This window comes from Paenibacillus pabuli NBRC 13638 (genome assembly GCF_001514495.1).
GTDB lineage: Bacteria > Bacillota > Bacilli > Paenibacillales > Paenibacillaceae > Paenibacillus > Paenibacillus pabuli.
Map to the genome: position 1 here is coordinate 35102 of NZ_BCNM01000033.1, position 12491 is coordinate 47592.

General features: G+C 46.3%; 14 protein-coding genes and 1 other annotated feature. All 14 genes read right to left on the minus strand.

What is annotated here, in order from left to right:
• Positions 1-61 precede the first annotated feature (61 nt).
• On the minus strand, positions 62-3607 hold the full coding sequence (gene rpoB / locus PPA03S_RS29965) for a DNA-directed RNA polymerase subunit beta (RefSeq protein ID WP_062329482.1): 3546 nt from the start codon (positions 3605-3607) through the stop codon (positions 62-64).
• A gap of 393 nt (positions 3608-4000) precedes the next feature.
• Entirely contained in the window at positions 4001-4618 is a 618-nt protein-coding gene (locus PPA03S_RS29970; protein WP_062329484.1) for a class I SAM-dependent methyltransferase, read from the minus strand.
• 97 nt (positions 4619-4715) lie between these two features.
• Entirely contained in the window at positions 4716-5078 is a 363-nt protein-coding gene (gene rplL, locus PPA03S_RS29975) for a 50S ribosomal protein L7/L12 (protein WP_062329486.1), read from the minus strand.
• Between the two features lie 74 nt (positions 5079-5152).
• Positions 5153-5656, minus strand: coding sequence for a 50S ribosomal protein L10 (gene rplJ, locus PPA03S_RS29980; protein WP_062329488.1), 504 nt, complete (start codon positions 5654-5656; stop codon positions 5153-5155).
• Between the two features lie 23 nt (positions 5657-5679).
• Positions 5680-5826, minus strand: a sequence feature (ribosomal protein L10 leader region).
• 67 nt (positions 5827-5893) lie between these two features.
• Complete coding sequence (gene rplA, locus PPA03S_RS29985) at positions 5894-6586, minus strand: 50S ribosomal protein L1 (protein ID WP_024633597.1); 693 nt, start codon at positions 6584-6586, stop codon at positions 5894-5896.
• A gap of 95 nt (positions 6587-6681) precedes the next feature.
• Positions 6682-7107 (minus strand): 50S ribosomal protein L11, encoded by a 426-nt coding sequence (rplK, locus tag PPA03S_RS29990; protein ID WP_024633598.1) that lies wholly within the window; start codon positions 7105-7107, stop codon positions 6682-6684.
• A 68-nt stretch (positions 7108-7175) separates the two neighbouring features.
• Positions 7176-7709, minus strand: coding sequence for a transcription termination/antitermination protein NusG (gene nusG, locus PPA03S_RS29995; RefSeq protein ID WP_024633599.1), 534 nt, complete (start codon positions 7707-7709; stop codon positions 7176-7178).
• 22 nt (positions 7710-7731) lie between these two features.
• Entirely contained in the window at positions 7732-7923 is a 192-nt protein-coding gene (secE, locus tag PPA03S_RS30000; protein ID WP_024633600.1) for a preprotein translocase subunit SecE, read from the minus strand.
• A 21-nt stretch (positions 7924-7944) separates the two neighbouring features.
• Entirely contained in the window at positions 7945-8094 is a 150-nt protein-coding gene (gene rpmG, locus PPA03S_RS32645; protein ID WP_072735843.1) for a 50S ribosomal protein L33, read from the minus strand.
• Positions 8095-8396: 302 nt separating this feature from the next.
• Complete coding sequence (gene sigH / locus PPA03S_RS30005; RefSeq protein ID WP_024633601.1) at positions 8397-9041, minus strand: RNA polymerase sporulation sigma factor SigH; 645 nt, start codon at positions 9039-9041, stop codon at positions 8397-8399.
• A gap of 171 nt (positions 9042-9212) precedes the next feature.
• On the minus strand, positions 9213-9734 hold the full coding sequence (locus PPA03S_RS30010) for an NYN domain-containing protein (protein ID WP_062329490.1): 522 nt from the start codon (positions 9732-9734) through the stop codon (positions 9213-9215).
• A 5-nt stretch (positions 9735-9739) separates the two neighbouring features.
• A complete protein-coding gene (gene rlmB / locus PPA03S_RS30015; protein WP_062329492.1) occupies positions 9740-10486 on the minus strand; it encodes a 23S rRNA (guanosine(2251)-2'-O)-methyltransferase RlmB in 747 nt (248 codons plus the stop codon).
• Between the two features lie 85 nt (positions 10487-10571).
• Positions 10572-11087: a Mini-ribonuclease 3 gene (locus tag PPA03S_RS30020; RefSeq protein ID WP_082704367.1), complete on the minus strand. Its 516-nt coding sequence runs from the start codon at positions 11085-11087 to the stop codon at positions 10572-10574.
• Positions 11084-12484: a cysteine--tRNA ligase gene (cysS, locus tag PPA03S_RS30025; protein ID WP_062329494.1), complete on the minus strand. Its 1401-nt coding sequence runs from the start codon at positions 12482-12484 to the stop codon at positions 11084-11086. The genes PPA03S_RS30020 and cysS overlap by 4 nt, the downstream gene beginning before the upstream one ends.
• Positions 12485-12491 lie beyond the last annotated feature (7 nt).

Here is a 12491-nt window from a genome sequence, read left to right on the forward strand (position 1 = left end):
CCGAAGCCGGAGCAAGACGCGAGCCTGATGAAAAACGCCGGTCATCATGCGCCCGAAGCGGTTACTCCGCTCCGACCTCTGTACCCTCAAGGTTGAGGCTGAGCTTATCGCTCGCAGCGTCATCTTCATCGTCCATTTCTTTCATTTCAATCTCTTGCTCATCTTCGCTCAAAATCTTAACATCCATACCCAAGCTTTGCAGCTCTTTGATCAATACTTTGAAAGATTCAGGAACGCCTGGTTCCGGAACATTCTCACCTTTGACAATGGACTCATACGTTTTAACCCGACCTACAACGTCATCGGACTTAACCGTCAAGATCTCTTGCAGTGTATAAGCGGCACCATAAGCCTCAAGCGCCCATACTTCCATCTCCCCGAAACGTTGTCCACCGAACTGGGCTTTACCACCCAGAGGCTGCTGTGTAACGAGTGAGTAAGGACCCGTAGAACGAGCATGGATTTTATCGTCAACCATGTGCGCCAGCTTGATCATATGCATGACGCCGACAGTAACTTCACGTTCGAACTCTTCTCCGGTACGGCCATCATACAGAACGGTCTTACCATTACGTTGCATACCTGCTTCTTCCATCGTATCGAAGACGTCATACTCCTTCGCTCCGTCAAATACAGGAGTAGCTACGTGAATACCGAGCTGCATGGCTGCCATACCCAAGTGAACTTCAAGTACTTGACCGATGTTCATCCGGGACGGTACGCCCAGTGGGTTAAGCACGATTTGAACTGGTGTTCCGTCCGGCAGGAAAGGCATATCTTCTTCCGGCAGGATACGGGCCACGACCCCTTTGTTACCATGACGTCCGGCCATTTTATCACCCTCGGAAATTTTCCGTTTTTGGGCAATATAAACACGAACGAGTTGGTTGACACCTGGAGGCAGTTCATCACCGTTTTCACGGGTAAATACTTTTACATCGACTACGATACCGTCAGTACCATGAGGTACACGCAAGGAAGTATCACGTACTTCACGCGCTTTCTCACCGAAGATCGCATGCAGGAGACGCTCTTCTGCAGTCAGTTCCGTTACACCTTTCGGTGTTACTTTACCAACCAGAATGTCACCGGCACTGATTTCCGCACCGATCCGGATAATACCGCGCTCATCCAGATTACGCAGCGCTTCTTCCCCTACGTTCGGGATATCGCGTGTGATCTCTTCAGGTCCGAGCTTGGTATCACGTGCTTCCGACTCATACTCCTCGATATGGATGGATGTATACACATCTTCCTTAACAAGTTTTTCACTGAGCAGGATCGCATCCTCGTAGTTGTAACCTTCCCAAGTCATGAAGGCAACAACGACGTTACGTCCCAGTGCCAATTCACCCATTTCCGTCGAAGGACCATCTGCGAGGATGTCGCCAGCTTTGACAACAGCACCTCTTTTGACAATCGGACGTTGGTTAATGCATGTTCCTTGGTTCGAACGCATAAATTTGTGTAATTTATATTTAACGATATCGCCCTTGACTTCTTGACCGTCTACTTCCTCAATACGACGCAACCAAATTTCATTCGCAGAAGAACGTTCAATAATCCCGTCATATTTGGAGACAATACATACACCGGAATCTTTCGCGGCTTTATGTTCCATACCTGTTCCGACCAGCGGAGCTTTAGGAATCAAGAGTGGAACGGCCTGCCGCTGCATGTTCGATCCCATGAGCGCACGGTTGGAGTCATCGTTCTCAAGGAACGGAATGAGCGCTGTTGCGACAGATACAACTTGCTTAGGAGATACGTCCATGTAGTCAACACGTTCACTCGGCATCGTAAGGATGTTATCCGACTGCTTGTTGTAACGTACAATGATCGCTTCCTCAGCAAAAGTACTGTCTTCATTCAGCTTCGCATTCGCTTGAGCAATTACATAGTTGTCCTCTTCGTCTGCTGTCAGGTAATCGATCTGCTCGGTTACAACACCAGTCTTCGGATCTACCCAGCGATAAGGTGCTTCAATGAAACCATATTCGTTCACACGGGCAAATGTTGACAGGGAGTTGATCAAACCAATATTTGGTCCCTCCGGAGTCTCGATCGGACACATCCGGCCATAGTGGGATGGATGGACGTCACGGACTTCCATGCCTGCACGCTCACGTGTCAAACCACCTGGTCCGAGTGCGGACAGACGACGTTTATGTGTCAATTCACCCAGTGGGTTCGTTTGATCCATAAACTGTGACAATTGAGAGCTACCGAAGAACTCTTTAATGGACGCGATAACAGGACGTATGTTAATCAGAGCCTGAGGCGTAATTACGTTAGCATCCTGGATGGACATTCTCTCACGAACCACACGTTCCATACGGGACAAACCGATACGGAACTGATTTTGCAGGAGTTCACCAACCGAACGAAGACGACGGTTACCCAGATGATCGATATCATCTGTGCTTCCGATGCCGTGCAGAAGGTTAATGAAGTAACTGATGGAGGAAATGATATCAGCCGGTGTTACGTTTTTCACTGATTTATCAATGTTTGCATTGGCAATCAGCTTAACGACTTTACCATCCTCAATCGGTGAGAACACATCAATGGTTTGCATTGGGATATCATTGGCATCCAAAACACCGTTAGCCACGTGATACGTACGGAAGCCAACATTTTTCTCCAGATGCGGCATAATTTCATCAAGCAAACGACGGTCTACCATTTGACCCGCCTCAGCGATAATCTCACCAGTGTCGGTATCAATGAGAGATTCAGCCAAACGTTGGTTGAACAAACGGTTCTTGATATGAAGTTTTTTGTTGATTTTGTAACGACCAACATTAGCCAGGTCATAACGTTTTGGATCAAAGAAACGGGCTACGAGCAAGCTTTTCGCATTATCAAGCGTTGGCGGCTCACCCGGGCGAAGACGCTCATAAATCTCAATCAGAGCTTTCTCCGTGGAATCCGTATTGTCTTTGTCCAGTGTATTGCGGATATATTCGTCATTACCGAGCAGATCCAGAATCTCAGCGTCTGTGCCAAAACCAAGTGCACGCAGGAGAACCGTCACCGGTATTTTACGTGTGCGGTCGATCCGGACGTATACAACATCCTTCGCGTCCATCTCCAGTTCGAGCCAAGCGCCGCGGTTAGGAATAACTGTAGCGGTATACGTTTTTTTGGCGTTTTTATCTACTTTGGTACTGAAGTAAACGCTAGGAGAGCGAACCAACTGGCTGACAATAACCCGTTCAGCACCATTAATAATAAATGTGCCAGTATCGGTCATCAGCGGGAAATCTCCCATGAATACTTCCTGCTCTTTGACTTCTCCGGTTTCCTTATTAATGAGCCGGACTTTGACCCGAAGCGGTGCTGCATAAGTAACGTCACGCTCTTTCGCGTCATCTACTGTATACTTCGGTTCACCGAGACTGTAATCGATAAATTCCAAAATCAAGTTGCCTGTGAAATCCTGGATCGGCGAGATATCCTGGAACATTTCACGCAACCCTTCCTCCAAAAACCAATCATAGGATTTTTGTTGGATTTCAATCAGGTTCGGAACTTCGAGTATCTCGTTAATTCGTGCATAACTGCGCCGAGTGCGTCGACCATATTGAACAAGATGTCCTGCCAACTTAAACTCACCCCTCAATGTCTACTCACTTTAAAAATTTCGTTGCGAACCTCTGTTTGTAACCTTATAATGGTACACATACAGAGCAAAGCAATGCATCCACAAATAAAGAAAAGCCCTTACTCGAATGTCGTTCGAAAAAAGAGCAACTTTGATCGGCGGATGTCTTTCCAAATGATACTTATCCCCAGTTTGCCCAAAATGTACATATTATACGCCAAACGTAGGCATAATAAGCCCGTTCGGCGTAAAAAAAGGTTGACATTTTTAGTTAGCTAAAGCCAAGTAGGGCATCTTAATACTGACATTTTACAATAATACCACGGCCTGAATTTCAAGTCAATAGTCCTATTGCAAAAAAAATGCTCCCCTGCTTACTTTACAAAACCGGAATTAGCTTATACTTGCATCTTCCGTCTTGACCGCTTTGAAAATCCGGTAGCCTTTATCCTTCGTTACTTCCTCCACTCGTCCAAACAAAGATTCCAACTTCGCTTTCGCAGAAGGTGCTCCCTGTTTTTTCTGAATGACAATCCATAACGATCCACCTATTTTCAAATGACGATACGCTTGTTCAAAAATGGTATGAACCGTTTCTTTCCCCGCACGGATCGGCGGATTGGTCAGAACCGCATCATAGTCTTCCTTTTTCACTTCAGCCAGAAGATCACTTTGCATAACCGTTACATTCGTTATGCCGTTCGCTTTTGCGTTTTCCCTGGAAAGCTCTACCGCTCTCTCATTGATATCGATCATGGTGACATGTCCATCCGGTACAAGTTTGGCTGCTGTAAGACCAATCGGTCCATACCCGCAACCCACATCCAGAACATGAGCTCCAGCAGGTAAATCCATAGCATCAATCAAGACTCTGCTGCCATAATCGATTCCGTTTTTGGAAAATACCCCTGCATCCGTAACAAATCGTAACTTCCATCCACGCAGCTCCGCTTCTGTAGCCCTTCTGTCATGTGCCACCTGCGGTTTGTCCGAATAATAGTGATTGGACATGTCCTCACTCACTTTCCATTACAATTACAGCAACAAACCCCTTGATATAAGTCAAGGGGTTTGTTGTTTTGTTCATCCAGCTTATATGAAAGCTAAATTATTTAACTTCGATTGTAGCGCCTGCTTCTTCAAGCTTAGCTTTAACCGCTTCTGCTTCTTCTTTGCTTACTTTTTCTTTCAGTGGTTTTGGAGCGTTGTCAACCACTTCTTTTGCTTCTTTCAGGCCAAGACCTGTGATTTCACGAACTGCTTTGATAACGTTGATTTTGGAAGCACCAGCGCTAGTCAAGATTACATCAAACTCGGATTGCTCAGCTTCAGCTGCAGCAGCTCCGCCACCTGCAACAGCTACTGGAGCTGCAGCAGTTACGCCGAATTCTTCTTCGATTGCTTTAACGAGATCGTTCAGTTCCAGTACAGTCATGCCTTTGATTGCTTCCAAGATTTGCTCTTTACTCATGATTGAACCTCCATATATAATATTATTTTTTTTTGTAATTCATCACTGCCTAAGCAGCTTTCAGATCAAGTTGCTTACGCGCCTTGTTCTTCTTTTTCAGCAACAGCTTTAACCGCAAGCGCGAAGTTGCGCACTGGCGCTTGAAGCACGCTGAGGAGCATGGAAAGAAGACCTTCGCGGGATGGCAGTTCTGCCAATGCTTTGACTTCTTGTACTCCGATTACGCGACCTTCTACAACTGCACCTTTCAATTCGAGTGCATCGTTCTTTTTCGCGAAGTCGTTCAGAATTTTGGCTGGAGCCACAACGTCGTCTGCGCTGAATGCAATTGCACTAGGTCCTGTCAGCACTTCATTAAGTTCTGTCAGTTCTGCTGCAGCTGCTGCGCGGCGAAGCAACGTGTTTTTCAGCACTTGGAATTCGATTCCGGCTTCACGAAGCTGCTTACGCAGCTCAGTTACTTGGGCAACGTTCAAACCGCGATAGTCAACAACAACACTAGTAGCGCTCTCGCGCAATTTAGCTGTTACTGCATCAACGGACTCTTGTTTTGCTTGAATCACTTTTGCGTTTGCCAAACTGTACACCTCCTGATCAAATTTATCCCATTAAGAAAAGCCTCCGTAGAATCACGAAGGCTTGATATATACTCATAACCGATTTGCATCGTCTAAGTTCTATAATCACACCTCGGCAGGAAATTAAGCCAAATGGCACCTACTGTCTACGGCAAGCATATTCAAATGTCAACGGTCAGTCACTCGGACTCACAACTTTTATAGAATATCAGAACAAGACAAGCCTGTCAAGAGATATTATCTAAAAGATGCTGCGTTCACGCGTGCGCCAGGGCCCATCGTGGAAGAAAGACTAACATTCTTCAGATAAACACCTTTTGCTGCCGCCGGTTTAGCACGAGTCAAAGCATCCATGAGAGCTTTAAGGTTCTCATTCAGTTGCTCTGCCGAGAAAGAAGCTTTACCGATCGGTGCATGAATTTGACCTGCACGATCCAGACGATATTCGATTTTACCGGCTTTAATTTCTTGAACAGCCTTGGATACATCGAAAGTTACCGTTCCGGCTTTAGGGTTAGGCATCAGACCTTTACCGCCGAGCAGACGGCCCAATTTACCTACTTCACTCATCATATCTGGTGTCGCAACGCAGACGTCGAATTCGAACCAGCCTTGTTGGATTTTGTTGATCATGTCTGCATCACCAACATAGTCCGCGCCAGCCGCTTCCGCTTCTTTCGCTTTGTCACCTTTTGCAAATACCAATACGCGTTGTGTTTTACCTGTGCCGTGAGGCAAGACAACAACACCACGTACAGCCTGGTCTTGTTTACGTGGGTCTACGCCCAAGCGTACTGCTGCTTCGATTGTTTCATCGAATTTTGCAGTGGCTGCCTTTTTCACAAGCTCTACAGCTTCTGAAGGCTCGTAAGTTGCTTCGCTGTCAATCAGCTTAGCAGCTTCCAGGTATTTTTTACCGTGTTTAGCCATGTTATATTCCTCCTTTGTGGTGTTAGCGGATATACCTCCCACATCAACCGGCCGCGAATCGGCCGGCTTTACGAAGCCATGTTTCAGATGAAAAATTAGTCTTCGATGGTGATACCCATGCTGCGGGCAGTACCTTCGACCATACGCATTGCGGACTCAACGTCAGCTGCATTCAGGTCAGGCATTTTTTGTTCCGCGATTTGACGTACCGCATCACGTTTAACGGTAGCGACTTTTTTCTTGTTTGGTTCGCCGGATCCTTTTTCCACTTTAGCTGCCACTTTCAACAGAACTGCTGCTGGTGGAGTTTTAGTGATGAAAGTAAAGGAACGGTCTTCGAATACTGTGATTTCAACAGGAATAATCAATCCCGCTTGATCGGCTGTACGAGCGTTGAACTCTTTACAGAATGCCATGATGTTGACACCTGCTTGACCCAAAGCTGGACCTACCGGAGGCGCTGGATTCGCTTTACCTGCTGGAATTTGCAGTTTTACCATTTTGATTACCTTTTTTGCCATGATTGACACCTCCTTGCAAAATAGTGGTTAACGGACCTCTCGGTCCTCCCACAAGAAACTTGAAGAGACTATATCTTCTCCACTTGGGTATATTCCAACTCAAGCGGTGTTTCCCGTCCAAACATGTTCACATGCACTTTCAACTTGCTTTTGTCTACCAAAATTTCTTCCACGGAGCCCACAAAATTCGCAAAAGGACCAACTTTAATACGTACGGATTCCTTAATGTCGAATTCAATTTTAGGCTTCGGCTCAACCATGCCCATATGCTTCAGAATTTGTTCCACTTCTTCAGGCAGCAAGGCTGTTGGTTTGGACCCGGAACCTGTCGAACCGACAAATCCCGTAACACCTGGTGTGTTACGAACAACATACCAAGAGTCATCCGTCTGGACCATTTCCACCAAGACATAACCGGGGTAAACTTTACGCATAACGGTTTTTTTCTTACCGTCCTTGTTTACCACTTCTTCTTCCATAGGAACAAGAACGCGGAAAATCTTGTCTTCCATGCCCATGGACTCTACGCGTTTTTCCAAATTGGCTTTGACCTTATTCTCATACCCTGAATAGGTATGAACGACGTACCATCTTTTTTCCATATCAAGCCACCTGGGACCCTTCTTAAATAATCGCTTCGATCACAGCGGAGATGCCGATATCAACGACCCAAAAAAACAGCGTCATAACCACAACAGTACCAAGTACGATCAATGTGTAGTTGGTCAGCTCTTTACGATTAGGCCAGCGAACTTTTTTAAGTTCAGCCCAGCTTTCAGAGAAAAAGGAAATCAGAGATTTGAAACTACGTTTCACGCCGACTACACCTCCAAAAAACTATCTGGTTTCGCGATGAGAAGTCTGCTCGTTACAAAACTTGCAAAATTTCTTCATCTCCATGCGGTCGGGGTGATTACGCTTGTTTTTTGTCGTAGTGTAATTTCTTTGTTTGCAGTTCGTACAAGCCAAAGTAATAATTACCCGCATGATGTACACCTCCCGAAGACTTCCACGTTGAAGCGGAGTCTCTAAATTGATCCTAAAAAAAGCCGCGAATTTAGGCCTACCTAAAACACTTTATCATAAGGGTATAACCATGTCAATGAAAGAATAGCCTTTCATCTTTGGGTAAAAGTTCCTATCAAACACTTTCAGTTTCTCATCTCTGTTTTTCTCTTCTCCTGCATGGACCAAGCGATTACTAGTATAATCATTCTTTTTGTTTATAAACTTGAAGCAGCAAAAAAAGACTCAAACCCCGAGCCTTTTCCGTCAACGACAACATGTGTTTAATTATCTCGTACTTCCAGGTACTTTTCAAGTTTACGCTTTACGCGCTGAAGTGCATTGTCAATGGACTTCACATGTCTGTCCAAATCGACTGCAATCTCTTGATAAGATCTCCCGTCCAGATACAACATCAATACTTTACGTTCCAGATCACTCAAAATCTCAGACATTTTATCTTCCAGGCCAACAAACTCTTCCTGATTAATGATAAGCTCTTCTGGATCACTGACCTGAGTTCCACAAATCACATCGAGTAACGTACGATCAGACTCTTCGTCATAAATAGGCTTATCCAGTGATACATAAGAATTAAGCGGAATATGCTTCTGACGTGTTGCCGTCTTGATTGCCGTAATAATCTGTCGTGTAATACACAACTCGGCAAAGGCTTTGAAAGAAGCGAGCTTGTCCCCTTTGAAATCCCTAATGGATTTATAGAGTCCAATCATTCCTTCCTGAATGATATCTTCCCGGTCGGCCCCAATCAGAAAATAAGATCTTGCCTTGGCGCGTACAAAGTTGCGATATTTGTTAATCAAAAACTCCAGCGCTTCGCTCTCGCCTTCACGGACCGCTTCGACAATGTCTTCGTCACTTTGGTAATCATACTTGGATAACATGATATCTTTGAGGTCGACACTCACAGACAATCCCTCCGGCTGCAACGCAAGGTACCCCGTTACTCTACTCTATGAAATATAGGATCAGTATATATGATGGTACCTCACACCGTCAACCACGCTCTGCCTAAAAAAGAACATCAATAACATAATTGTCAAGAGTTTCAAAAATCTAAATTCTGTAAAACCGCGCTGTTATTCCCGCCGCCATCGCTCGAACTGTTTCAAAACATCCGGACTTAATTTCCCGCCGAGTGTATTGCGCGTAGCTTTAGCTTGATCTTCTGCCAGACGTTTTTGTAACTCTTTTTCGTTCTGCTCCACTTCGATCAACAGTTCCCTTGCAGATATTCGCAGAGCCCCCTGTCCAAAAATGACATGCTGCTCTACCATATCACTTGTAGCCACATAGATTTGGCGTCTTCGCGTGCTTAGTTCCCGAACGAGTCTCTCAATGCATTCGTCTGCCGTCTCTTTTTCCTTTGTAAAAAAAATCTGCACTTTGCTCTGTGTAAAGGATTTGCCGAGTCCAGGCACGAGGTAGGCGTCAAAAACAACGATGACTCTCAGACCGGAGAATGCCTGGTAATCGGCTAGACGGGAGAGAAGCCTGTTGCGTGCCTCCTCCAAACCACTCACCGCCAGTCTCGATAACTCCGGCCAGTCACCAATCATGTTGTACCCGTCTACAAGAAGCACATCACGGGAATCAGCCATATCTTCTAGTCCTGCGCTTGACGCGAGCGGAGCACCTCATACATGACAACACCCGCAGCCACGGAAGCATTCAGGGAATTAATCTGTCCTTGCATCGGCAACTTGATCAACACATCGCATTTCTCCCGAATGAGTCGTCCCATTCCCTTGTTTTCATTTCCGATCACAAGAGCTACAGGACCTGTAAAGACTCCGTTACCAAACACGCTCTCCTGTGCAGCAACATCCGTGCCCACCACCCATACGCCTTCTTCCTTGAGGCGGTCAATCGTTTGTCCGAGATTGCTTACGCGAGCTACTGGCACATACTCAACAGCACCTGCTGATGTTTTGGAAACAGTCACTGTAACGGCAGCTGAGCGCCGCTTGGGCACAATGACACCATGTGCACCCGTACAGTCGGCCGTCCGCAAAATGGATCCGAGGTTATGCGGATCTTCAATCTCATCCAGCAATATCAGGAACGGATGCTCATTTTTCGCTGCAGCCGCTGCAAGAATGTCTTCTACCTCGACATAAGCGTAAGGAGCAGCTTGGGCAACAACACCCTGATGCTGGATGCCCGGAACCGTTTGATCCAGTTTACGCTTGTCCACGTGCTGAATGACAATACCCAGTTTTTTCGCTTCCGCGATAATAGGTTGTGTCAGATGTTTTTGTGCTGTATCTGCAATCCATATTTTATTAATGGTCCGGCCTGAACGCAGCGCCTCCGTTACCGAGTGCTTCCCGGCGATCCATTCTTCTTCCATTTTGTTCGATCCTCTCTTTAACGCTCTGCTGGAATCAGCACCTATATAAGCTAACCCATAAAAGCGGATTTTGTTGAAATATCTATTATTTTGTCGGCTTGTTTGAACCGTATTCGCCTTCGGCATGCTCGATGCCTTTGGCAATCAATTCAATCATTCGACTATGCAGACCACTACTATACAGGTAACCGATCAGACACTCCAGTGCAGTAGCATGTCTGTACTCCAGAACATCCGCATTTTTGGGAATGCTGCCTGACTTAGCATTGCGACCTTGTCTAACGATGTCACGTTCTTCATCCGTCAGGTCAGCTTCAATACCCGTAAGAATGCGGCTTTGGGCCTTGGCTGACACCAAACCGGTTGCACTGCGGTGCAGATGATTGGGACGCATGTTGGCTTTGGACAACAGATATTGCCTTACAGCGACCTCATATACCGCGTCACCAATATAGGCGAGGGCAATCGGTGGAATCAATCGTGCGGGACGGGATGGGGGATAGGGAAACCATCCCCCCTGGGTAACAGACTGTTCTTCTACCTGCTTTTGCTCACTGCAATCGACAGATTCAGACAACTTATTCGATTGATCCTCGGTCATTTACGCCGCCATCTCATCCCTTGAGCCGTATCCTCAAGCAAGATGCCCTGCGCAGACAGTTCATCCCGAATTTCATCAGCCCGCGCCCAGTTTTTGGACTTACGCGCTTGTGTGCGTTCTTCAATCAGACGCTCAATGTCTTCATCCAAAAGTTCCGGTTCAGCATCCGTATAGATGCGAAGCACCGCATTCAGTTCACTGAACAATTCCAGGAGTGCACGAATGTCCGCAGCGTTCACCACATCTTGCTGCAACAGCAGGTTCGCTTCCCCAGCCCATTCAAAAAGTGCTGTAATTGCATCAGGCGTATTGAAATCATCTTGCATTTTCTCATGATACTGCTGACGAATCTGCTCCAGTCTCGCTGTAAATTCTGCTGATACAGCTTCATCCACGCTTACAGCCTGCAAGCGATGATTGAGATTGCCTACGGCATTGGCGATCCGGTCCACACTATTCTGTGCCTGTTCCATTGTATCTTCCGTAAAGTTCAATGGATTGCGGTAATGGGTAGACAACATGAAATAACGAATAGCTTCACGTTTATACTGATTACGTAGATCTTTGACAAGAACTCCGTTCCCGAGTGATTTTGACATTTTTTCGTTATCGATACGGATAAACCCATTATGCATCCAGTAGTTGGCCAGCGGTTTGCCCGTCAATACCTCGGATTGAGCGCATTCGCACTCATGATGCGGGAACTGCAAATCCTGTCCACCACCGTGAATATCCAGCGTGTCGCCCAAGTACTCCCGTGCCATGGCAGAGCACTCGATATGCCAGCCCGGACGACCATCCCCCCATGGACTGGACCAGAAGATCTCACCCGGCTTCGCAGCTTTCCAAAGCACGAAGTCCTCCGGATGCTCTTTGCGCTCATCTACACCGATACGGATTCCAAATTGTAACTCCTGAAGGTTCTGTTTCGACAGTTTGCCATACTCCGAGAACTTCCCAGTGCGGTAATATACGTCACCACCATTTTCATAGGCGAAGTCCTTTTCAACCAATTCCCGGATAAAATCAATGATGAGCGGCATGTTCTCCGTTACTCTTGGATTACTGCTTGCCTTTGGAATACCCAGCCCTTCGAGGTCCTCATAGTATGCTGCAATAAACTTCTCAGCGACATGAGGGACATCTGTACCAAGTTGCTCCGCTTTGCGAATGAGCTTGTCATCCACGTCGGTAAAGTTCACAACATAGTTTACCTCATGCCCTGTCTGTTCCAGGTATCCACGAACCGTGTCGAAAAAAATAACCGGACGCGCATTCCCGATATGAATGTAATCATATACCGTTGGTCCGCACACATACATTTTCACTTTCCCCGGCTCTTGGGGAACAAAATTTTCTTTGGTACGACTCATCGTATTATAAATTTGAAGCGTCATAGTCACT

What these genes read in the sequence shown, in the direction of transcription:
- PPA03S_RS29970 (WP_062329484.1), bottom strand. Translation starts at nt 4,618, where the DNA reads ATGTCCAATCACTATTATTCGGACAAACCGCAGGTGGCACATGACAGA.
- rplL (WP_062329486.1), bottom strand. Translation starts at nt 5,078, where the DNA reads ATGAGTAAAGAGCAAATCTTGGAAGCAATCAAAGGCATGACTGTACTG.
- rplA (WP_024633597.1), bottom strand. Translation starts at nt 6,586, where the DNA reads ATGGCTAAACACGGTAAAAAATACCTGGAAGCTGCTAAGCTGATTGAC.
- rplK (WP_024633598.1), bottom strand. Translation starts at nt 7,107, where the DNA reads ATGGCAAAAAAGGTAATCAAAATGGTAAAACTGCAAATTCCAGCAGGT.
- nusG (WP_024633599.1), bottom strand. Translation starts at nt 7,709, where the DNA reads ATGGAAAAAAGATGGTACGTCGTTCATACCTATTCAGGGTATGAGAAT.
- rpmG (WP_072735843.1), bottom strand. Translation starts at nt 8,094, where the DNA reads ATGCGGGTAATTATTACTTTGGCTTGTACGAACTGCAAACAAAGAAAT.
- PPA03S_RS30010 (WP_062329490.1), bottom strand. Translation starts at nt 9,734, where the DNA reads ATGGCTGATTCCCGTGATGTGCTTCTTGTAGACGGGTACAACATGATT.
- rlmB (WP_062329492.1), bottom strand. Translation starts at nt 10,486, where the DNA reads ATGGAAGAAGAATGGATCGCCGGGAAGCACTCGGTAACGGAGGCGCTG.
- PPA03S_RS30020 (WP_082704367.1), bottom strand. Translation starts at nt 11,087, where the DNA reads ATGACCGAGGATCAATCGAATAAGTTGTCTGAATCTGTCGATTGCAGT.
- cysS (WP_062329494.1), bottom strand. Translation starts at nt 12,484, where the DNA reads ATGACGCTTCAAATTTATAATACGATGAGTCGTACCAAAGAAAATTTT.